The 19121-nt window shown below is 66.9% G+C and carries 23 protein-coding genes; 7 read left to right on the top strand and 16 right to left on the bottom strand.

Going from position 1 to position 19121, the window contains the following annotated elements; genetic code table 11:
• Positions 1-80: 80 nt before the first annotated feature.
• Entirely contained in the window at positions 81-728 is a 648-nt protein-coding gene (locus F804_RS15705; protein WP_022706697.1) for a peptidylprolyl isomerase, read from the bottom strand.
• Complete coding sequence (locus F804_RS0105215; RefSeq protein ID WP_022706696.1) at positions 721-1227, bottom strand: peptidylprolyl isomerase; 507 nt, start codon at positions 1225-1227, stop codon at positions 721-723. Before F804_RS0105215 ends, F804_RS15705 begins: the two co-directional genes overlap by 8 nt.
• 179 nt (positions 1228-1406) lie before the next feature.
• Between F804_RS0105215 and F804_RS0105210 the strand changes: the two genes are divergently transcribed.
• On the top strand, positions 1407-2609 hold the full coding sequence (locus tag F804_RS0105210; protein WP_022706695.1) for a phosphoglycerate kinase: 1203 nt from the start codon (positions 1407-1409) through the stop codon (positions 2607-2609).
• Between the two features lie 40 nt (positions 2610-2649).
• Here F804_RS0105210 and F804_RS0105205 read toward each other — a convergent pair whose 3' ends face one another.
• The gene (locus F804_RS0105205) at positions 2650-3078 is read right to left on the bottom strand and encodes a hypothetical protein (protein ID WP_022706694.1); all 429 of its coding nucleotides are present in this window, start codon (positions 3076-3078) and stop codon (positions 2650-2652) included.
• A gap of 215 nt (positions 3079-3293) precedes the next feature.
• Here F804_RS0105205 and F804_RS0105200 point away from each other — a divergent pair, with 215 nt between their 5' ends.
• Positions 3294-4220, top strand: a complete 927-nt coding sequence (locus tag F804_RS0105200) for a class I fructose-bisphosphate aldolase (RefSeq protein ID WP_022706693.1) — start codon at positions 3294-3296, stop codon at positions 4218-4220.
• A gap of 78 nt (positions 4221-4298) precedes the next feature.
• Here the strand turns inward: F804_RS0105200 and F804_RS0105195 are convergent, their stop codons facing one another.
• The 5 genes from F804_RS0105195 to scpA form a co-directional block, all read right to left on the bottom strand.
• On the bottom strand, positions 4299-5588 hold the full coding sequence (locus tag F804_RS0105195) for a homoserine dehydrogenase (protein ID WP_022706692.1): 1290 nt from the start codon (positions 5586-5588) through the stop codon (positions 4299-4301).
• An 84-nt stretch (positions 5589-5672) separates the two neighbouring features.
• Complete coding sequence (locus tag F804_RS0105190; protein ID WP_028725690.1) at positions 5673-6116, bottom strand: methyltransferase family protein; 444 nt, start codon at positions 6114-6116, stop codon at positions 5673-5675.
• Positions 6100-6636, bottom strand: a complete 537-nt coding sequence (locus tag F804_RS17330) for a hypothetical protein (RefSeq protein ID WP_022706691.1) — start codon at positions 6634-6636, stop codon at positions 6100-6102. The genes F804_RS0105190 and F804_RS17330 overlap by 17 nt, the downstream gene beginning before the upstream one ends.
• Entirely contained in the window at positions 6633-7457 is an 825-nt protein-coding gene (locus F804_RS0105180) for a hypothetical protein (RefSeq protein ID WP_022706690.1), read from the bottom strand. The genes F804_RS17330 and F804_RS0105180 overlap by 4 nt, the downstream gene beginning before the upstream one ends.
• A gap of 91 nt (positions 7458-7548) precedes the next feature.
• Positions 7549-9684: a methylmalonyl-CoA mutase gene (gene scpA, locus F804_RS0105175; protein ID WP_028725640.1), complete on the bottom strand. Its 2136-nt coding sequence runs from the start codon at positions 9682-9684 to the stop codon at positions 7549-7551.
• Between the two features lie 57 nt (positions 9685-9741).
• Between scpA and F804_RS0105170 the strand changes: the two genes are divergently transcribed.
• Positions 9742-10278: a DUF4174 domain-containing protein gene (locus tag F804_RS0105170; protein WP_022706688.1), complete on the top strand. Its 537-nt coding sequence runs from the start codon at positions 9742-9744 to the stop codon at positions 10276-10278.
• Between the two features lie 81 nt (positions 10279-10359).
• Positions 10360-10554 (top strand): hypothetical protein, encoded by a 195-nt coding sequence (locus tag F804_RS0105165; RefSeq protein ID WP_022706687.1) that lies wholly within the window; start codon positions 10360-10362, stop codon positions 10552-10554.
• Here F804_RS0105165 and F804_RS0105160 read toward each other — a convergent pair.
• From F804_RS0105160 to F804_RS0105125, 8 genes are all read right to left on the bottom strand, one after another.
• On the bottom strand, positions 10520-10789 hold the full coding sequence (locus F804_RS0105160; RefSeq protein ID WP_022706686.1) for a hypothetical protein: 270 nt from the start codon (positions 10787-10789) through the stop codon (positions 10520-10522). The genes F804_RS0105165 and F804_RS0105160 overlap by 35 nt on opposite strands.
• A gap of 3 nt (positions 10790-10792) precedes the next feature.
• Positions 10793-11230, bottom strand: a complete 438-nt coding sequence (locus tag F804_RS0105155; protein WP_022706685.1) for a hypothetical protein — start codon at positions 11228-11230, stop codon at positions 10793-10795.
• A complete protein-coding gene (locus F804_RS0105150) occupies positions 11227-13272 on the bottom strand; it encodes an acetyl-CoA carboxylase biotin carboxylase subunit (RefSeq protein ID WP_022706684.1) in 2046 nt (681 codons plus the stop codon). Before F804_RS0105150 ends, F804_RS0105155 begins: the two co-directional genes overlap by 4 nt.
• Before the next feature lie 102 nt (positions 13273-13374).
• A complete protein-coding gene (locus F804_RS0105145) occupies positions 13375-13584 on the bottom strand; it encodes a hypothetical protein (protein ID WP_022706683.1) in 210 nt (69 codons plus the stop codon).
• 75 nt (positions 13585-13659) lie between these two features.
• On the bottom strand, positions 13660-13944 hold the full coding sequence (locus F804_RS0105140; protein WP_245540317.1) for a hypothetical protein: 285 nt from the start codon (positions 13942-13944) through the stop codon (positions 13660-13662).
• A 79-nt stretch (positions 13945-14023) separates the two neighbouring features.
• On the bottom strand, positions 14024-14434 hold the full coding sequence (locus F804_RS0105135; RefSeq protein WP_022706681.1) for a hypothetical protein: 411 nt from the start codon (positions 14432-14434) through the stop codon (positions 14024-14026).
• Between the two features lie 84 nt (positions 14435-14518).
• Positions 14519-14674: a hypothetical protein gene (locus F804_RS17325; protein WP_022706680.1), complete on the bottom strand. Its 156-nt coding sequence runs from the start codon at positions 14672-14674 to the stop codon at positions 14519-14521.
• A gap of 203 nt (positions 14675-14877) precedes the next feature.
• Entirely contained in the window at positions 14878-16410 is a 1533-nt protein-coding gene (locus F804_RS0105125) for an acyl-CoA carboxylase subunit beta (protein ID WP_022706679.1), read from the bottom strand.
• Positions 16411-16585: 175 nt separating this feature from the next.
• Here F804_RS0105125 and alr point away from each other — a divergent pair, with 175 nt between their 5' ends.
• From alr to F804_RS0105110, 3 genes are read left to right on the top strand one after another with little or no spacing between them, the layout of a single operon-like run.
• Complete coding sequence (alr, locus tag F804_RS0105120) at positions 16586-17602, top strand: alanine racemase (RefSeq protein ID WP_022706678.1); 1017 nt, start codon at positions 16586-16588, stop codon at positions 17600-17602.
• Positions 17599-18363 carry an MlaE family ABC transporter permease gene (locus tag F804_RS0105115; protein WP_022706677.1) on the top strand — a complete coding sequence of 255 codons (765 nt, stop codon included), beginning with the start codon at positions 17599-17601 and terminating at the stop codon, positions 18361-18363. The genes alr and F804_RS0105115 overlap by 4 nt, the downstream gene beginning before the upstream one ends.
• Positions 18360-19061, top strand: a complete 702-nt coding sequence (locus F804_RS0105110; protein ID WP_022706676.1) for an ABC transporter ATP-binding protein — start codon at positions 18360-18362, stop codon at positions 19059-19061. The genes F804_RS0105115 and F804_RS0105110 overlap by 4 nt, the downstream gene beginning before the upstream one ends.
• Positions 19062-19121: the final 60 nt, after the last annotated feature.

Raw genomic sequence — 19121 nt, 5'->3', positions numbered from 1 at the left:
ATCGCCCGTGCTGCAAGTGCATTATGGCCGTCGCGGGCGGCCCGAATGAAGAAGGGGGCCGCAGCCCCCTTTTCCGGTGATCAGCCGTCGGCTTCCTCGGCCTCGGCGTCTTCGGCGGGTGCCTCGGCGCCCTCGATGACGACGGTCGCCATATAGTCGGGGGCCTCGACCTTGCCGTTGCCCTGACGCGAGCTGTCGCCCTTCTTGATGGCGTCCAGCACGTCCCAGCCCTCGATCAGCTGACCGACGACGGTGTATTCCCCATCAAGGAACGGCGTCGCGGCATAGTTGATGAAGAACTGGCTGTTGGCGCTGTTCGGATCCATGGCGCGCGCCATGCCGACCGTGCCGCGCTGGAACGAGGTGTCGGTGAACTCGGCCTCGAGGTCGGGCAGGTCGGAACCGCCCATGCCCGCCATGCCGGTATCGCCGTCCTGCTTGCCGTATTCGACATCGCCGGTCTGGGCCATGAAGCCGTCGATGACGCGGTGGAAGACCACGTTGTCATAGGCGCCGCTCTCGGCCAGCTCGACCAGGCGCGCGACATGGGCCGGGGCCAGGTCCTCGCGCAGGTCCAGCGTGATGGTGCCCTTCTCGGCGCCCTCGGCATCGGCCACGGTGATGACCATGTTCGGGCCGTCGGTATCCTCGACCTCGGGGGCGTCCTGCGCGATGGCGCCATGCGCGCCCATCGCCAGGATTGCGGGGATCAGGAATGCCTTACGCATCTGCGGCCACCTTGACGCTGATCATGCGGTCGGGGTTCGCAGGCGGCTCGCCGCGCTGGATCTTGTCGACGGCTTCCATCCCCGAGATGACGCGGCCATAGACCGTGTACTGGCGGTTCAGGAAGTGGTTGTCATTGAAGTTGATGAAGAACTGGCTGTTCGCGCTGTTCGGGTTCTGCGAACGCGCCGCGCCCAGGGTTCCACGGTCATGCGGCACGCCCGAGAATTCGGCCGGAAGGTCCGGCAGGTCCGAGCCGCCGGTGCCTGCGCGACCGGGGTTGTAGTCCTTTTCCATGTTGGCGTGCTGCACGTCGCCGGTCTGGGCCATGAAGCCGTCGATGACGCGGTGGAAGGCCACGTTGTCATAGGCGCCTGCGCGGGCCAGTTCCTTCATGCGCTCGGCATGCTTGGGGGCCACGTCGGGCAGAAGCTCGATGACGACGGGGCCGTCCTTCAGCTCGATGATGATGGTGTTCTCGGGGTCCTTGATATCGGCCATAGGGCCCTCCTCTCGCAGGTTCGTCCTGACATCTAGGGGTTTGATCGGTGAAGCACAACGCGCGAAACCGTGACGGGGCGCGTGGCGGCGGCATGATCCCGCCCAAGCGCCAGTTGACGATCCCCGCGCCATGCGGGACAAGCCATGCAAAGCATATTGCAAGCCCGAAAGGACGCGACATGGCCCAGTTCAACAGCATCGACGACATGGATCTTGACGGAAAGGTCGTCCTGACGCGCGTCGATGTGAACGTCCCCGTGGAAAATGGCCGCGTGACCGACGCGACGCGCATCGAGAAGATCGTCCCGACCGTCAAGGACATCCAGGCGGCAGGCGGCATCCCCGTCCTGCTGGCGCATTTCGACCGCCCCAAGGGCAAGCGCGTCGAGGGCATGAGCCTGAAGCAGATCGTGCCAGCGCTGGAAGAGGCCCTGGGCCAGCCGGTGGTCTTCGCCGAGGACTGCATCGGCGGCCCTGCCAAGCGTGCCGTCGCCGCGCTGGAAAAGGGGCAGGTCGCCCTGATGGAGAATACCCGCTTCCACGAGGGCGAGGAGACGAACGACGCGACCTTCGCGGCCTCGATGGCGGCGCTCGGCAGCGTCTACATCAACGACGCCTTCTCGGCGGCGCACCGGGCGCATGCCTCGACCGAGGGGCTGGCGCGGCTGCTGCCCGCAGGCGCGGGCCGCCTGATGGAGGCCGAGCTGAAGGCGCTTGACGCGGCCCTGGGCGATCCGCAGCGACCGGTCATGGCCGTCGTCGGCGGTGCCAAGGTGTCCACCAAGCTGGAGCTGCTGACGAACCTGATCGAGAAGGTCGATCACCTGGTCATCGGCGGCGGCATGGCCAACACCTTCCTTGTCGCCCAGGGCGTCGAGGTCGGCAAATCGCTGGCCGAGCGCGACATGGCCGACACGGCCCGCGCCATCATCGAGAAGGCCGAGGCGGGCGGCTGCAAGATCCACCTGCCGGTCGACATCGTGGTCGCGCGCGAATTCAAGGCCGGTGCCGCCTCCGAGACGCTGCCGGTCGGGGAATGCCCGGCGGATGCCATGATCCTGGATGCCGGCCCCGAGACCGTCGAGGCGCTGCGCCAAGCCATGACCGCCTGCCGGACGCTGATCTGGAACGGCCCCCTTGGCGCCTTCGAGATCGAGCCCTTCGATGCCGCGACGAATGCCGCCGCCGCATGTGCCGCCGAGATGACCGAGCAGGGATCGCTGATCTCGGTCGCGGGCGGGGGCGATACCGTCGCGGCACTGAACAAGGCGGGTGCTGCCGAGAAGTTCACCTTCATCTCGACCGCGGGGGGCGCGTTCCTCGAGTGGATGGAGGGGAAGGAGCTTCCGGGCGTCGCGGCGCTGGAAGCCTCGAAGCACTGATTTCGGAAAGGGCGGCCATGTCGGGCCGCCCTTTTTCGTTTCAGCCCGCAAGCCAGCCGAAAAGCCCGCCGCGACGGCTGCCGCCGGGGGAACCGGTCTGGGTGCCGGTCTGGGCGGCGGGGGCCGGTTCCGCCGATTGTGCTGTATCGGGTTCCGGCGCGCTTTCCGGTTCTGTCACGGGTTCCGGTTCCGGCGCGGGCGCGGGTTCCGGATCGGACGGGGCCGCCTCCGTCTCGGCCTCTTCCGCCCGCGCGGTTTCGGCGGCCTGGCGATAGGTCTCCGAGCGGGCCACCCATGCGGGGTGATCGTCGCTGCCCGTCTGCGATGCGGTTTCGGACGGTTCAGGAATTTCCTCCGCGCCGACGGTGATGGCGCGGCTGAAAAGCGATGTCTCGAAGCTGGCATCGGCGCTGTCGTTCTGGATGAACAGGCGCAGGTGCAGGTTATTCAGATTGCCGTTGATATGCATTCGTTCTGCCTTTTCACGCAAAGGAATGCCGAGGACTTGCCGCAAATGCCGCGGATTGCCGAATCGTTAACTCGGACGATTTTATGTAGAACTGTCCATATCGACAGGCGGGCGAACAAAACGGATTTGTTTACGGACCGTTAGCGTCATCAGCATTGTTTTGTCGCATTGCCGTGCTATCCCATCCCGGACCCACAATCAGGAAGAGTTCTCCCATGCAGATGACCGACACGGTGCGCCGCATTCTCGCCAATTACGAAGGGGAGACGCCGGGCGTCAAAGCCCAGCTGGCGCGCATGATGATGACCGGCAAGCTGGCCGGCACGGGCAAGATGATCATCCTGCCGGTCGATCAGGGGTTCGAGCATGGTCCCGCACGCAGCTTCGCGCCGAACCCCGCGGGCTACGATCCGCATTATCACTACCAGCTGGCGATCGACGCCGGGCTGAACGCCTATGCGGCGCCGCTCGGGATGATCGAGGCGGGGGCCGATACCTTCGCGGGGCAGATCCCGACGATCCTGAAGGTGAACAGCGCCAACAGCCTGATGTCGAACACGGCGGGCAAGAACCAGGCGATCACCGCTTCGGTGGACGACGCGCTGCGCCTAGGCTGCGCCGCCATCGGCTTCACGATCTATCCGGGGTCGGACATGGCGCTGGACATGTTCGAGGAGATCGTCGAGATGCGTAAGGAAGCGGCCGCCAAGGGCGTCGCGACCGTCATCTGGTCCTATCCGCGCGGCGAGGCGATCACCAAGGACGGCGAGACCGCGATCGACATCGCAGCCTATGCGGCCCAGATCGCGGCGCTGATCGGCGCGCACATCATCAAGATCAAGCTGTCGACCGACCACCTGATGCTGCCCGAGGCCAAGAAGGTCTACGAGGAAAAGCAGATCGACATCGCGACCCAGGCGAAGCGCGTGCAGCATTGCATGGAGGCATCCTTCGGCGGGCGCCGGATCGTCGTCTTCTCGGGCGGTGCGGCCAAGGGCGCGGATGCCGTCTATGACGACGCGCGCGCGATCCGCGACGGTGGCGGAAACGGGTCGATCATCGGGCGCAACAGCTTCCAGCGTTCGCGCGAGGATGCGCTGGACATGCTGCAGAAGCTGGTCGACATCTACAAGGGCGCCTGACCTTGCGGGCACCTGCCCGGCATGGCCGGGCAGGTGACACGATGTGAAACGGGGGCCTTGCGGCCCCCGTTCCGGTTTTCAGACTTCTTCGATGCGCAACTCGACCGGATCGCTGACAAGGACGCCGGTCTTGGGCAGTGCCTCGATCGCGTGGTCGATCGCCTCGGGGGTGGTCTTGTGGGTCACGACCAGGACCGGCACGCTGGCCGGGCTGTGCTGACCGTACTGGCGCATGCGGTCGATCGAGATGCCGGCATCGCCCAGCACTGCCGCGACCTTGGCAAGCGCGCCCGGCTTGTCCTGGAGTTCGAGGCGCATATAGTAGGCCGCCGGAACCGCCGTGCGGGCAGGCTGGGCCGAGACGAGGCGCCCGGCGGGCTGCCCGAAGACCGGCAGGCGAAGGCCACGCGCGATCTCGACGATGTCGGACATGACGGCGCTGGCGGTCGGGCCTTCGCCTGCACCTGCGCCGCGCAGCACGATCTGGCCGACGCTGTCGCCCTCGACCACGACCATGTTCGTGCCGCCCATTAGCTGCCCCAGGGGGCTGTCGGCGGGCACGAGGCAGGGCGACATGCGCTGTTCTAGCCCGCGCGCGGTCATCTGCGCGACGCCCAGCAGCTTGATGCGATAGCCCATGTCCGAGGCGCGGCGGATGTCGTCGATGCTGACGCGCTCGATGCCCTCGATCTCGACGGCGTCGAAATCGACGCGGGTGCCGAAGGCGATCGAGGACAGGATCGCCAGCTTGTGGCTGGCGTCGATCCCGCCCACGTCCAGCGTCGGGTCGGCTTCCAGGTAGCCCAGCTGGCGCGCCTCTTCGAAGACGGCCTCGTAGGGCAGGCCCGCGCTTTCCATCCGTGTCAGGATATAGTTGCAGGTGCCGTTCATCACGCCCATCACGCGCGTGATCCGGTTGCCCGCCATGCTTTCGGCCATGGCCTTGATGACGGGAATGCCGCCTGCTACCGCAGCCTCGAAGCGGATCACGCGGCCCAGACCTTCGGCCAGTTCGGCCAGCTCCTGACCGTGGACGGCCAGCAGCGCCTTGTTGGCGGTCACGACATCCTTGCCGGCGCGCAGCGCGGCCTCGATGCTGTCGCGGGCGATGCCGGCATCGCCGCCGATCAGTTCGATGAAGACATCGACATCCTCGGCGGTGGCGACGGCCATCGGGTCGTCCTCCCACCGATAGGAGGACAGGTCCGCATCGCGGTTGCGGGTGCGGTTGCGCGCGGAAACGGCCGTAATCTCGACCGGGCGACCGCTGCGTGCGGACAGCAGTTCGGCGTGTTTCTGCACGATCTTGACGACACCGATCCCGACGGTGCCGAGCCCGGCGATGCCGAGACGGAGGGGAGACGACATGACAGCCTCTTGTCTTTGATCCAGCGGGTGTTAGCCCGTCGGAGCGACGCTTGCAACGCGCGAAACCCGCAATTGCGCGATGCGTCAGATCCAGCGGCGCGTTCGGGCCCGGAATTGCGCGAACTGCAACGGAAATGCCTGCGCGAGCCGTGCCTCTTCGGGGGCGATGAAACGGGTCGTCACGATACGGGCGAACAGCCAACCCAGGGCGGGCGCGGCGATCCAGGCCCCGAAGGACAGGGACAGCCCCACGAGGATCACGAGGTCGCCCAGATAGATCGGATTGCGCGACAGGCGGAACGGCCCGTGCGTGACAAGCGCCTGCGGGCTGCCATGCGGATCGACGGTGGTGCGCGCGGCCAGCATCGTCACGGCGGCCCATGCCATCAGCAGAAGACCCAGCAGCACCAGCACGCGGCCCGGCCAGACCAGCCAGCCGGGGCCCGCGGGAAGGACGCGGCCCAGACCCCATGCGCCCGCCACGAAGCCCGCCAGCCAGATCGGGGGATAGTCAGCGGTCAGGCGCATCCTCGTCCTCCCACTCGGCGACCCATTCGCCCTCGATCCCGGTCTCGCGCATGATCGAGACGACGCGGCGGGCGATGCGCAGGGTCTCGGCGTGGATCTCTTGGATATCCTCGGCGGTCATGTCGTCGGGATGGCGTTCGCCGCGCGTGTTGATGAAGGTGGGGTGCCAGGCGCCCGGTGTCCGGCCGGGACGCCAGCTGGCATGGCACAGCAGGTTGCGGCGCAGGCGCTGGACGCCCAGCCGCTCGACCAGCACCTCTCGTTCGGCGATCCGCGCGTGCTTCATCGCCGCGCCGAAGCTGTCGATCAGCGTGCCGAGCGAGTCGTCGGCGATATCCTCCATCCGCTTCAGCCAGCGTTCCAGCTGCTGATCGGTCGCATCCTCGCCCAGACCCTGCCGCGTCAACGAGAAGATGGCCCGCTTCAGCGCCTCTTCGAGAAAGCCGAAACCCGCGATCGCGTGGCCAAGCGCGGCGGCCATGTCCTCGGGCAGGCGGTCAGGGGCGCGCGGCAGGCTCATTCGCGCCACAGCCTTTCGACCCAGGGGGTGGGGCGGACGTAGTGGCGCATGTGTTTCACGAAGCTTTCGCGGCGCTGGCCGTTGAAGGCGCGGCGCAGGTGTTCGCGCGGGCTAACATGGTCGCCATCCTCGTACCAGCGGCCCGCGATGGCGTCGGGCGGATTGACCAGGCCCGGAAAGATCACGATCCGCGCCCTGGGCGGGATCTTCGCATCGCGGAAATAGTTCAGCGGAAAGTTCGGGATGCAATGCATCCGGAAATGCGCCAGCCAGCCGCGCGGCCAGAACTTGACGCCCCCCGGCGCGTTGCGGGTCACGAAGCGCTGTTCATACTTGTACTTGTCCGCGGCAGCCTGCGGATCGGCGCGGAAGATTTCCTGCAGGGGCGCCAGCTTGCCCACGCGCATGCGATAGACCGAGGTCTGGCCCATCTTCTCCAGCGGGGTGTTGGGGTTCAGCCCCAGGATCGTGTCGTCGGGGTCGCCATATTCGAAGAACCCGTCCAGATCGCCGGTGATCACCACGTCCAGATCCAGGAACAGGACAACGCCCGTCACGTCGCCCAGATCGCCCCAGAGCCGCGATTTCGGCCATTTTCCCCGCGTCCGCTGCGGCGTGCGGTATTTGAAATCGGGCAGGGGTCGGACGGCGATGTCGGGGTTCAGCCCGGTCCCGTCATCGGTGAAGCAATACAGCCGGAACGGAGGCGTCACGTTCCGAGAGATCATCCCATGAAGCCGGTTCACGTAATCCGGGCCGAACTTCTCGCCCCACTTGATGCAGATGAACTGCTTGACCGATCCGTTGCGTCCGTCGTTCATGTGACCTCCTGATCTGACCGATAGGTTCCACAGCGGGCGGCCAAGGGCAAGCGCAAGCGCCGCCCGCACCTTGGGCCCGGACGGCGGGGGGTCAGGCCTGACGCGCCTCGCGGATCAGCTTCAGGATATCCGCCGCGGCCGAGGGGATGTTGGTGCCCGGCCCGAAGATCGCCTTGACGCCGGCCCTCTGCAGGAACTCGTAATCCTGCTGCGGGATGACGCCGCCGCAGATCACAAGGATGTCACCCGCACCCTGCGCCTTCAGCGCCTCGATCAGCTTTGGCGCCAAGGTCTTGTGCCCGGCGGCCTGGCTGCTGATGCCCACGACATGCACGTCGTTGTCCACGGCATCCTGCGCGGCCTCCTCGGGGGTCTGGAACAGCGGGCCGACATCGACGTCGAAGCCGATATCGGCGAAGGCGGTCGCGATCACCTTGGCGCCGCGGTCGTGGCCGTCCTGGCCCATCTTGACGACCAGCATCCGGGGACGGCGGCCTTCCTCCTCGGCGAAGGTTTCCACGTCGCGCTGGATCTGGGCAAAGCCCTCGTCGCCCTCGTAGGCCGCGCCATAGACACCGGCCAGCGTCTTGACCTCGGCGCGGTGACGCCCGAATTCCTTTTCCATCGCCATGCTGATCTCCCCTACGGTTGCGCGTGCGCGGGCTGCCTCGACGGCGGCGGCCAGCAGGTTGCCGCCCTGCGTGGCGCGGCGGGCAAGTTCGTCCAGCGCCGCCTGGCAGGCGGCCTCGTTGCGGGTGGAACGGATATGTTCAAGCCGCGCGATCTGGCTGGCGCGGACCTTGACGTTGTCCACGTCCAGAATGTCGATCGGGTCTTCCTTGTCCTTGCGGTACTTGTTGACGCCGACGATCACATCCTCGCCCCGGTCGATCAGGGCCTGTCGCCGCGCCGCCGTTTCCTCGATCCGCAGCTTGGGCATGCCCGAGGCGACGGCCTTGGTCATGCCGCCCATCTCCTCGACCTCTTCGATCAGGGCCCATGCCTTCTCGGCCAGTTCGGCGGTCAGGCTTTCGATATAGTAGCTGCCCGCCAGCGGATCGACGACATTTGTGATGCCGGTTTCCTCTTGCAGGATCAGCTGCGTGTTCCGCGCGATGCGGGCGCTGAAATCGGTGGGCAGGGCGATGGCCTCGTCCAGCGCGTTGGTGTGCAGCGACTGCGTGCCGCCAAGGGCCGCCGACATCGCCTCGTAGGCCGTGCGGACCACGTTGTTGTAGGGGTCCTGTTCCTGCAAGCTGACGCCCGAGGTCTGGCAATGGGTGCGCAGCATCTTGGACCCCGGCTTCTTCGCGCCGAATTCGTCCATGATGCGGTGCCACAGCAGGCGCGCGGCGCGCAGCTTGGCGATCTCCATGAAGAAGTTCATGCCGATGGCGAAGAAGAAGGACAGCCGCCCCGCGAAGGCATCGACATCCATGCCCGCCGCGATGGCCGCGCGCACATATTCGCGCCCGTCGGCCAGCGTATAGGCAAGCTCCTGCACCAGGTTCGCCCCGGCCTCTTGCATGTGATAGCCCGAGATCGAGATGCTGTTGAAGCGAGGCATCTCGGAACTGGTGAATTCGATGATGTCGGAAATGATCCGCATCGAGGGCTCGGGCGGATAGATATAGGTGTTCCGCACCATGAACTCTTTCAGGATGTCGTTCTGGATGGTGCCGGACAGGACCGACTTGTCGTGGCCCTGTTCCTCGCCCGCGACGATGAAATTCGCAAGGATCGGGATCACGGCGCCGTTCATGGTCATGCTGACGCTGACCTTGTCCAGCGGGATGCCGTCGAACAGGATCTTCATGTCCTCGACGCTGTCGATGGCGACACCCGCCTTGCCGACATCGCCCTCGACCCGCGGATGGTCGCTGTCATAGCCGCGATGGGTGGCCAGGTCGAAGGCGACCGAGACGCCCTGCTGACCCGCCGCAAGGTTGCGGCGATAGAAGGCGTTCGATTCCTCGGCCGTGGAAAAGCCCGCATATTGCCGGATCGTCCAGGGGCGGCCCGCATACATCGTGGCGCGTGGCCCGCGCGTGAAGGGCGCGATGCCCGGCAGGCTGTTCATGTGATCCAGCCCGTCGGTATCGGCCTGCGTATAGAGCGGCTTGACCGCGATGCCTTCCAGCGTGTCCCAGGTCAGGCTGTCGGGATCGCGGCCCTTCAGCTCTTTCTCGGCCAGTGCGCGCCAGTCCTGCAATGTCGGTTTTGTCATGTCGCATCCTTTCCCGGGAAGCGTCCTGCCCTATATTCAGGACATGACGAGGTGCCGATGAAGTTGATTTTCCTGATTTTTGCGATGGCGGTCGCCGCGATGGGCCCGTCCCGCGACGGGCCGTTGCCCGAAACGGGGGCAGACCGCGACAGCGTGCCGCAGCGCAATCCCGCCCGCCTGCCGCCGATCTCGGCGCAGGACGACGCGACCGAAAACGCCCCCGCTGAACAGCTGCGCATCATGGATGCGGCCAGCGCCGAGCCTGCGGATTTCCTGTGGAACGCGCGTCCCGTCGTTGTCTTTGCCGACACGCCTGGCGATCCGGCCTTCGTCGAGCAGGTCGAGGCGCTGCGCCGCGATGCGCGCCAGCTGGTCGATCGCGACGTCGTGGTGATCACCGACAGCGATCCGTCGGCGGCCAGCATCTGGCGGCAGGACCTGCGCCCGCGCGGCTTCTCGCTGGTGCTGATCGACAAGGACGGGCAGGTGAAGATCCGCCGCCCCAGTCCCTGGGACGTCCGCGAGATCGGTCGCGCCATCGACCGGCTGCCCCTGCGCAGGCAGGAGATCGGGCGCGGGCGACCGCTGCGATAGGCGTGAAACTTGTGGATTTGCCTGCCGAACCCTATATCATGGGGGATGACGGGCAATTCGCCCCGAACGGAGGATGACGCCATGCCAGCACTGCGCGCAGACCGCACCGAACGGACCGCCCCCAAGGCGCCCCGCCGCCCTGCCGCGTCCGAGCAGCAGGTCATCCGCCCCGAACCCAAGGTCAAGTCGCCGGTCGCAAGCCGCGCAAACGAGATCGTGCGTGCCATCGGGTTGCGTCCCATCACCGGCCTCTCGGGTCCGAAGATCGGTTACTGACGCGCATTTCCGCCAGATCGCCCGGCAGGTCCCGCGACAGGTTGCGGGCCTCTTCCTCGTACATCCGCTCGACCGCCTTGGGGCCGCCGCGCAGGCATTCGGTCAGCACGCGCATGGCGTGAAGCCCGGTGTCGCGGGTCTCTTCCATCAGTGACAGGTAATCCGCCATCATCTGCGCGGCCCGCTGGTTGTCGCGGCGCGCGATGCGGCGAAGGTCGGCGGCCAGCGCCTCCATGATCTACAGCAGCCGGTAATAGATCACGATGGGGTCGATCACCGGCGCGGGCAGGATGTGGATCTCGTCGATGACGGCGGCGAAGATCCGGTCGTTGGAATGTTGGGGAACGGTCGGCAGCAGATCACCCGAGGCGACACGCTCGATCAGGATCGCGGCATCCTCGGGCTCTGGGGTCTGCTGTTCCAGCGACACGACATGGGCGCGGATCTCGGCCAGGAGGGCGCGCTGGAGGTCTTCCTCGCGCTTGGCACGCAGCCGGTCGTCGCGGCGGCGGTTCTGGAACGCGACCACCTGCCAGCCAAGTGCCAGGAACGCCCCCGCGACCAGCGCCTGCTGCAATTGCGGGCTGAGCCACAGGTCCAGAGGGGGCACCCCCGCCAGCCCGTCGCCTGCCTTGCAGGACGGGTCGAAGCCGGGCAGGGGCAGGCACAGCGTCATTCGAACTCCATGATGATGTCGTCGACCTTGAGGCTGTCGCCGGCGGCGGCATTCACGGCCTTGACCACGCCCTTGCGCTCGGCGCGCAGGATGTTCTCCATCTTCATCGCCTCGACGGTGGCAAGGGCCTGACCCTCCTGCACCTCGTCGCCGGGGGCGACACCGATGCTGACGACAAGGCCGGGCATCGGGCACAGCAGCAGCTTCGAGGTGTCGGGCGGCGTCTTGACCGGCATCAGGCGCGCAAGCTCGGCCGCGCGGGGGCGGCGGACATGCGCCTTGATGTCGGCACCGCGCGTGCGCAGCCGCATCCCGGCGGCGATCCGGTCCACCTTCAGCACCAAGGGGCGGCCATCGACATCCAGCACCGCAAGGCTGCTTCCGGGGCGCCAGTCGCTCTCGATGCGCATGGTCTTGCCCGCGATCTCGACGCTGGAGCCGTCGCGGTCGGCGGCGATGCGGACGGGGAATTCCTGCCCGTCCAGCGTGACGACCCAGTTCTCGCCCACATGGCGTTCATGGTTGCCCAGGCGGCCGCTGATCCGGCTGCGGCGGATTTCGGACACGCGGTGCATCGCGGCGGCGGCTGCGGCGACGCGGTGCAGCTCGTCCTCGGGCAGGGTCGCGCCCTCGAACCCTTCGGGATATTCCTCGGCGATGAAGGCGGTCGTGATCTTGCCCGAGACGAAGCGCGGGTGGTCCATCACCGCCGACAGGAAGGGCAGGTTGTGGCCGATCCCCTCGACCTCGAAGCGGTCCAGCGCAACGCGCATGGCCTCGATGGCCTCGCCGCGCGTGGGGGCCCAGGTGCACAGCTTGGCGATCATCGGGTCGTAGAACATGCTGATCTCGCCGCCCTCGAAGACGCCGGTATCGTTGCGCACGGCGCTGCTGCCCATCGCGGTGCCCTGCGCCAGCCACTTGTGCTGGGCGACCATCGGGCCTGCCGCGACCTCCTCGGGGGGGCGATAACGCGTCAGCCGCCCGATCGAGGGCAGGAAGTTGCGATAGGGATCCTCGGCATAGAGGCGGCTTTCGATGGCCCAGCCGTCGATCTTCAGGTCGTCCTGCGCGAAGGGCAGGGCTTCGCCCGCCGCGACGCGGATCATCTGCTCGACCAGATCGACGCCGGTGATCAGCTCGGTGACCGGGTGTTCGACCTGAAGGCGCGTGTTCATTTCCAGGAAGTAGAAGTTCTTCTGCCCGTCCACGATGAATTCGACGGTGCCCGCGCTGGTGTAATCGACGGCCTTGGCAAGGGCCACGGCCTGTTCGCCCATCGCGCGGCGCGTCTCCTCGTCCAGGAAGGGCGAGGGGGCCTCTTCGATGACCTTCTGGTTGCGCCGCTGGATCGAACATTCGCGTTCGTGCAGATAGACCGCGGTGCCGTGCTGGTCCGCAAGGACCTGGATCTCGATATGGCGGGGCTGGGTCACGAACTTTTCGATGAAGATGCGATCGTCGCCGAAACTGTTCGCGGCCTCGTTCTTCGAGGACTGGAACCCCTCGCGGGCCTCGTCGGCGTTCCACGCGATCCGCATGCCCTTGCCGCCGCCGCCCGCGCTGGCCTTGATCATCACGGGATAGCCGATCTGGTCGCTGATGCGCACGGCCTCCTCGGCATCCGCGATCAGGCCCATATAGCCGGGCACCGTGCTGACGCCGGCCTCGGCGGCGATCTTCTTCGAGGTGATCTTGTCGCCCATCGCCTCGATCGCGCCCGAGGGCGGGCCGATGAAGGCGATGCCCTCGGCCTCCAGCGCCTCGGCGAACTTGCGGTTCTCGGACAGGAAGCCGTATCCGGGGTGGACGGCCTCGGCGCCGGTCTGGCGGACGGCGTCCATGATCTTGTCGATCACGATATAGGACTGGTTCGCCGGGGGCGGGCCGATATGCACCGCCTCGTCGGCCATGCGCACATGCAGCGCGTTGCGATCAGCGTCGGAATAGACGGCCACGGTTGCGATGCCCAGCTTGCGCGCGGTCTTGATGACGCGGCAGGCGATTTCCCCACGGTTCGCGATCAGGATCTTCTTGAACATGGCCCCCCCGGCCTTGCGGCATGAAAAAACCGCCCGCGGGGGAAACCCGCGGACGGTGGCAATCAGGTGTGGCGCGCGCGACCTGCGCGCGCGGTCAGAGCATCACTCGCACAGACGGACGTCGTTGCAGAGCGCGCCTGCTGCGCCGCCGATGGCAGCGCCCTTGACGACATTCGTGCCGCCGACATGCGCGATGGTCGCGCCGACGCCAGCGCCGATGAGCGCGCGATCGGTGTCGGTCGGGTTGATGTTCTGGGTGCAGCCCGCAACGAGGGTCGCGCCGACGATTGCGACGGCAAACAGCTTGGACATGTGTCTGATCCTATGAATGACTTGGCAGGCCCTGAACGCGGGCCGTGCCTTTTCGGTTCGGCGCAGGCGCGCCTATCAGTAGCGGCGCTGGCAGACGCCGGCGTCGTCGCACAGTGCGCCCGCAGCGCCACCCAGGGCCGCGCCGGTCGCGATGTCTTCGTCCAGGGCCTTGGCGATGACGGCACCTGCAACGGCGCCACCGGCTGCGCGCTGCGTGTCGGCCGACACGCCGTAACCGGGCGAGCATGCCGACAGGCCAGCTGCGACGAGAGCCAGACCGGCGAGGCGGAGAGCGAAGGTTTTCTGCATTTTGGTTTGCCTGTGATGGGGCCCCTTTCCGGGGCAGTTGAATTCCAGCATGGAGTAACTATCGCATGGCGGCTGCCCGCGTCAAACTGACATGCCCGTGACGACGGGCAGATGGGCGCCGCTCCGCGCATCAGTCCTCGTCCTCGAAGTCGTCGTCGTCCCAATCGACATCGTCCCAGTCGAAGGCGGGCGCGTCCTTGGCGAACAACTCGGGGAAGGCGGCCTCGGCTGCGGCCATGTCGACCTGCAGCAGCTGGTCGTAATCGGCGGGGTCGAACTCGCCCACGGGCTTGACCTCTCGGCCGATCAGCCAGGACAGGCGTCCGGCGTCCAGGTTGCCGCGCTCGAACGGCTCCTCGCCGAAATTGGCGATCAGCGCGGACAGGAAGCCCGCATCGGCCTTCTTGTCGGCTGGCTTGCGGTCCTTGAAGCGCTCTCGTCGCTGGATGGGCGTCGCGCCCTTCTTGCGGTTCTCGCGTCGGATGGTGAACTGGAAATCGGTACCGGGCAGGCGCCCGGGAAATCCGCGATGCTTCAGCATGGCTTCGCCCCTTCGGATTGGTGGTGAGGGGCGGCTGCGCGCGGGCAGGGTGACCGCCCGCACGTCTGGATCAGGCGGTTCGGATCAGCCGAACTTGCCCTGGTAGACCGGCTCGGTCGTGACCGGGTTGACGGCAGCGGGTGCTGCCGGCGCGGTCGGGACATAGACTTCGGGCTGCTGGCGCTGGCAAGCGGCGAAGGCCGACACCAGGACGAGGCCGAGAACGATTCGCTTCGACATGAATTCATGCTCCTGTAAGGCGGACGTTGTTGCGTCCGGCTGCTCGGTTTGAGACCGCTCCGATGCCGGAGCTGCCTGCGCAGGATCATACCGCCGCCCGGCCACCCCAGACAGGAGCCGCGCGCGGGGCGCGTCAGAACCGTGCCCCCCTGTGGCGCGGCTGCATCATTCACGAGGTTGTGCATGGACCCGGTCATCGTTCGTCACAGCGGGATGTTGTCGTGCTTCTTCCACGGGTTCGCCAGCTGCTTGCCACGCAGCGCGGCAAAGGCGCGGGCGACGCGTTTGCGGGTCGAACGCGGCTGGATCACCTCGTCGATGAAGCCCTTCTCGGCGGCGACGAAGGGGTTGGCGAAGCGGTCCTCGTAATCCTTCGTGCGCGCCGCGATCTTGTCCTTGTCGCCCAGCTCGCTGCGATAGAGGATCTCGACCGCACCCTTGGCGCCCATCACCGCGATTTCCGCCGTGGGCCAGGCATAGTTGAAATCGCCCCGCAGGTGCTTGGATGACATCACGTCATAGGCCCCGCCATAGGCCTTGCGCGTGATGACCGTCACCTTCGGCACCGTCGCCTCGCCATAGGCGAACAGAAGCTTCGCCCCATGCTTGATGACGCCGCCATATTCCTGGGCCGTTCCCGGCAAGAAGCCCGGAACATCGACCAGCGTCAGGATCGGGATCTCGAACGCGTCGCAGAAGCGGACGAAGCGCGCGGCCTTGCGCGAACTGTCGATGTCCAGGCAGCCCGCCAGCACCATCGGCTGGTTCGCGACCACCCCGACGGTCTGCCCCTCGATCCGGACGAAGCCGATGACGATGTTGGCGGCGAAATCCTTCTGGATCTCGTAGAAGTCGCCCTCGTCCGCCAGCTTCACGATCAGCTCCTTCATGTCGTAGGGCTGGTTCGGGTTGTCGGGGATCAGCGTGTCCAGGCTGGGCTCGATCCGCGACGGATCGTCGAAGAAGGGGCGCGTGGGCGCCTTCTCGCGGTTGTTCAGCGGCAGGAAGTCGAACAGGCGGCGGATCTCGGACAGGGCCTCGACGTCGTTCTGGAACGCGCCATCCGCGACCGAGGATTTCCTGGTATGCGTGGATGCGCCGCCCAGTTCCTCGGCGGTGACGACCTCGTTGGTGACGGTCTTGACCACGTCGGGGCCGGTCACGAACATGTAGGACGTGTCCTGCACCATGAAGATGAAGTCGGTCATGGCGGGGGAATAGACCGCGCCGCCCGCGCAGGGGCCCATGATGACGCTGATCTGCGGGACCACGCCCGAGGCCATGACGTTGCGCTGGAACACCTCGGCATAGCCCGCAAGGCTGGCGACGCCTTCCTGGATGCGCGCCCCCCCGCTGTCGTTGATGCCGATGACCGGCGCGCCGTTCTGCATCGCCATGTCCATGATCTTGCAGATCTTCTGCGCATGGGTTTCCGACAGCGACCCGCCGAAGACGGTGAAATCCTGGCTGAACACATAGACCATGCGCCCGTTGATCGTGCCCCAGCCCGTCACGACGCCGTCGCCATAGGGGCGGTCGTCCTGCATCCCGAAATCGGTCGAGCGGTGGGCCACGAACATGTCGAACTCTTCGAAGCTGTCCTCGTCGACCAGCAATTCGATCCGTTCGCGCGCGGTCAGCTTGCCGCGGGCATGCTGCGCGTCGATCCGGCGCTGGCCGCCGCCAAGCCGCGCCTGTTCGCGGCGGCGTTCAAGCTCTTCAAGAATGTCCTTCATGGAAGCTCCTCTTGGTCCGACATCGCGACGGTAGCCCCGAACCGGTTGGGCCGCCAAGGAAAATCGGGAAAATTTGCAAACTATGCGGGCAGGGCGGATCGCAAATCGCAAAGGTGCAAATGGCGCATGCCGGAACCACTTGACGCGGCAGGGCAAGGGGGGCAGTCAATCGCGCATGGGTTTGCAGATCGACATTCAGGCCATCCTGGCCAATCACGCCGCACTGGCCGCCAAGGCGCCCGGTGCACGGGCCGCAGCCGTCGTCAAGGCCGACGCATACGGGCTGGGGGCCGCGAAGGTCGCCCCCGCGCTGTATGACAGCGGCGTGCGCGACTTCTTCGTGGCGCTGGCCTCCGAGGGGCGCGCGCTGCGTCCGCTTCTGCCCGACGACGCGGTGATCAACATCCTGTCGGGACACATGGAGGGCGAGGACCTGACCGGCCTGGTGCCCGTCCTGAACAGCCCCGAGCAGTTCTTCCGCGACCGCGCCATGCGTCCGGGCAGGCCCTTCGCGATCCAGCTGGACAGCGGCATGAACCGCCTGGGGATGGAGGCCGCCGAATGGGCCGCCATCCGCGACGAGGCGCTGGCCGCCGGTCCCGCCTTCATCATGTCCCACCTTGCCTGCGCCGATGAGCCCGACCACCCCGCCAATGCCGCGCAGCTGAAGGCCTTCCGCGAGATGACGGATGGCTGCGGCGTGCCGCGTTCGCTGGCGGCGACGGGCGGCATCCTGCTGGGACCGGATTACCATTTCGACCTGGTCCGGCCCGGCGTCGGGCTCTATGGCGGCATGCCCTTCGCCGATGCGCGTCCGGTCGTGCGCCTGTCGCTGCGCGTGATCCAGACGCGCGACGTGAAGGCGGGCGAGATGGTCGGCTATGGCGCGACGTGGCATGCCGAACGCGACAGTCGGATCGCGACGGTCGATGCTGGCTATGCCGATGGCATCCTGCGTGCATTGTCCTCCAGCGGGGCGTCGGTCTTTGCGGGCGGCGTCGCGTGCCCCATCGTCGGGCGCGTCTCGATGGACCTGATCACGGTGGATGTGACCGCGCTGGACAGCGTTACAGACCGGCTGGACCTGATCTGTCCCGAACAGCCCATCGACACGGTCGCCGATCACGCGGGCACCATCGGATACGAGATCCTGACGGCGCTGCGCCAGCGTTACCAGCGGACCTATCTGTGAACCCAGTCCGGCTGATCGGACGCCACGCGATCGCCACGCTGCGCGGCATCGGGGCGGTCGCCCTGTTCGCCCTGCGCGGCCTGCTGGGTCTGCGCCCCTCGGGTCTGCCCGAGCTGGGGCGCCAGATCGTCCAGATCGGCTGGCTGTCGCTGCCCGTGGTGGGGCTGACCGCGCTGTTCACCGGCGCGGCGCTGGCCCTGCAGATCCATTCCGGGGGCGAGCGTTTCCAGGCCACCGATGTCGTCCCGGCCATCGTCGCCATCGGCATGGTGCGCGAGCTTGGCCCCGTGCTGGGCGGCCTGATGGTTGCCGCCCGCGTCGCCAGCAGCATCGCGGCCGAAATCGGGACCATGCGCGTCACCGAGCAGATCGACGCGCTGGTGACCCTTTCGACGGATCCGCTGCGCTGGCTGGTGACACCGCGCCTGTGGGCGGCGATCATCTCGGTCCCGGTGCTGGTCGCGGTGGGCGACATCATCGGGATCATGGGCGGCTGGCTGGTCGGGACGAACTCGCTCGGGTTCGTGTCGTCGCGCTATGTCGCGGACAGCTGGGCCTATCTTCAGTCGTGGGACATCGCGTCCGGGCTGCTGAAGGGGGCGGCCTTCGGGCTGATCGTCGCGCTGTCGGGATGCTGGTTCGGGATGCGCGCGGGCAGGGGCGCGGCAGGGGTCGGGCGTGCCACGACCGGTGCCGTCGTCGCCGCCGCCGTCGGTATCCTGGCGGCGAATTTCGTGCTGACGGGGATCTTCTTCGAATGATCGGGATCCGCGGCCTGACCAAGTCCTTCGGCGCGAAACCGGTCCTTCGCGGCGTCGATATGCATGTCGAAGCGGGCCAGAGCCTGTGTGTCATCGGCCAGTCCGGCACAGGCAAATCCGTGCTTCTGCGCTGCATCCTTGGCCTCGAACATCCCGATGCGGGGCAGGTGACATGGAACGGCCAGCCGCTGGATGCGCGCCGCATGCCCGAGTTCCTGGCGGGCTTCGGGATGCTGTTCCAGGGTGCTGCGCTGTTCGACAGCCTTCCGGTCTGGCAGAACGTCGCCTTTCGCCTGCGCCGCCGGATGCCCGCATCCCGCGCGCGCGCCATCGCGCTGGAGAAGCTGGCCCGCGTCGGCCTCCCGCCTGAAACCGCGGACCTGATGCCCGCGCAGCTGTCGGGCGGCATGGCCAAGCGGGCAGGGCTTGCCCGCGCCATTGCCGACGATCCGAAGGTGATCTTCTTCGACGAGCCGACGACCGGGCTGGACCCGATCCGTGCGCGGGAAATCGACGCGCTGATCCGCGACATCGTCCGCGATCAGGGGGCGACGGCGATCACCATCACCCACGACATGGCTTCCGTGCGCAAGATTGGCGACCGCGTGGCGCTTTTGCAAGCGGGACGTATCGTCCATGACGGTCCGGTTTCGGAAATGGACACGGCCCCGGCGCTTGCGGCCTTTCTGCAGGCGTGATGCAACCCCGCGCGGCTGCCTGCCGTTTCATCAAATGGCATGTCCGCATGCCCTTGCAAG

Origin of the sequence: Paracoccus zeaxanthinifaciens ATCC 21588 (genome assembly GCF_000420145.1) — a bacterium.
GTDB classification, from domain to species: domain Bacteria; phylum Pseudomonadota; class Alphaproteobacteria; order Rhodobacterales; family Rhodobacteraceae; genus Paracoccus; species Paracoccus zeaxanthinifaciens.
The sequence above is the reverse complement of the archived record's forward strand: the minus strand, read 5'-3'. Positions and strand labels throughout refer to the sequence as shown.

Coding starts and splice junctions, on each gene's coding strand:
- F804_RS0105135 (WP_022706681.1), bottom strand. CDS start 14,434: ATGCTGAAGCATCGCGGATTTCCCGGGCGCCTGCCCGGTACCGATTTC.
- F804_RS15705 (WP_022706697.1), bottom strand. CDS start 728: ATGCGTAAGGCATTCCTGATCCCCGCAATCCTGGCGATGGGCGCGCAT.
- F804_RS0105190 (WP_028725690.1), bottom strand. CDS start 6,116: ATGCGCCTGACCGCTGACTATCCCCCGATCTGGCTGGCGGGCTTCGTG.
- F804_RS0105180 (WP_022706690.1), bottom strand. CDS start 7,457: ATGAACGACGGACGCAACGGATCGGTCAAGCAGTTCATCTGCATCAAG.
- F804_RS0105150 (WP_022706684.1), bottom strand. CDS start 13,272: ATGTTCAAGAAGATCCTGATCGCGAACCGTGGGGAAATCGCCTGCCGC.
- F804_RS0105140 (WP_245540317.1), bottom strand. CDS start 13,944: ATGCTGGAATTCAACTGCCCCGGAAAGGGGCCCCATCACAGGCAAACC.
- alr (WP_022706678.1), top strand. CDS start 16,586: ATGGGTTTGCAGATCGACATTCAGGCCATCCTGGCCAATCACGCCGCA.
- F804_RS0105160 (WP_022706686.1), bottom strand. CDS start 10,789: ATGGAGGCGCTGGCCGCCGACCTTCGCCGCATCGCGCGCCGCGACAAC.
- F804_RS0105125 (WP_022706679.1), bottom strand. CDS start 16,410: ATGAAGGACATTCTTGAAGAGCTTGAACGCCGCCGCGAACAGGCGCGG.
- F804_RS0105215 (WP_022706696.1), bottom strand. CDS start 1,227: ATGGCCGATATCAAGGACCCCGAGAACACCATCATCATCGAGCTGAAG.
- F804_RS0105170 (WP_022706688.1), top strand. CDS start 9,742: ATGAAGTTGATTTTCCTGATTTTTGCGATGGCGGTCGCCGCGATGGGC.
- F804_RS0105165 (WP_022706687.1), top strand. CDS start 10,360: ATGCCAGCACTGCGCGCAGACCGCACCGAACGGACCGCCCCCAAGGCG.
- F804_RS0105145 (WP_022706683.1), bottom strand. CDS start 13,584: ATGTCCAAGCTGTTTGCCGTCGCAATCGTCGGCGCGACCCTCGTTGCG.
- F804_RS17330 (WP_022706691.1), bottom strand. CDS start 6,636: ATGAGCCTGCCGCGCGCCCCTGACCGCCTGCCCGAGGACATGGCCGCC.
- F804_RS0105195 (WP_022706692.1), bottom strand. CDS start 5,588: ATGTCGTCTCCCCTCCGTCTCGGCATCGCCGGGCTCGGCACCGTCGGG.
- scpA (WP_028725640.1), bottom strand. CDS start 9,684: ATGACAAAACCGACATTGCAGGACTGGCGCGCACTGGCCGAGAAAGAG.
- F804_RS17325 (WP_022706680.1), bottom strand. CDS start 14,674: ATGTCGAAGCGAATCGTTCTCGGCCTCGTCCTGGTGTCGGCCTTCGCC.
- F804_RS0105205 (WP_022706694.1), bottom strand. CDS start 3,078: ATGCATATCAACGGCAATCTGAATAACCTGCACCTGCGCCTGTTCATC.
- F804_RS0105200 (WP_022706693.1), top strand. CDS start 3,294: ATGCAGATGACCGACACGGTGCGCCGCATTCTCGCCAATTACGAAGGG.
- F804_RS0105210 (WP_022706695.1), top strand. CDS start 1,407: ATGGCCCAGTTCAACAGCATCGACGACATGGATCTTGACGGAAAGGTC.
- F804_RS0105155 (WP_022706685.1), bottom strand. CDS start 11,230: ATGACGCTGTGCCTGCCCCTGCCCGGCTTCGACCCGTCCTGCAAGGCA.
- F804_RS0105110 (WP_022706676.1), top strand. CDS start 18,360: ATGATCGGGATCCGCGGCCTGACCAAGTCCTTCGGCGCGAAACCGGTC.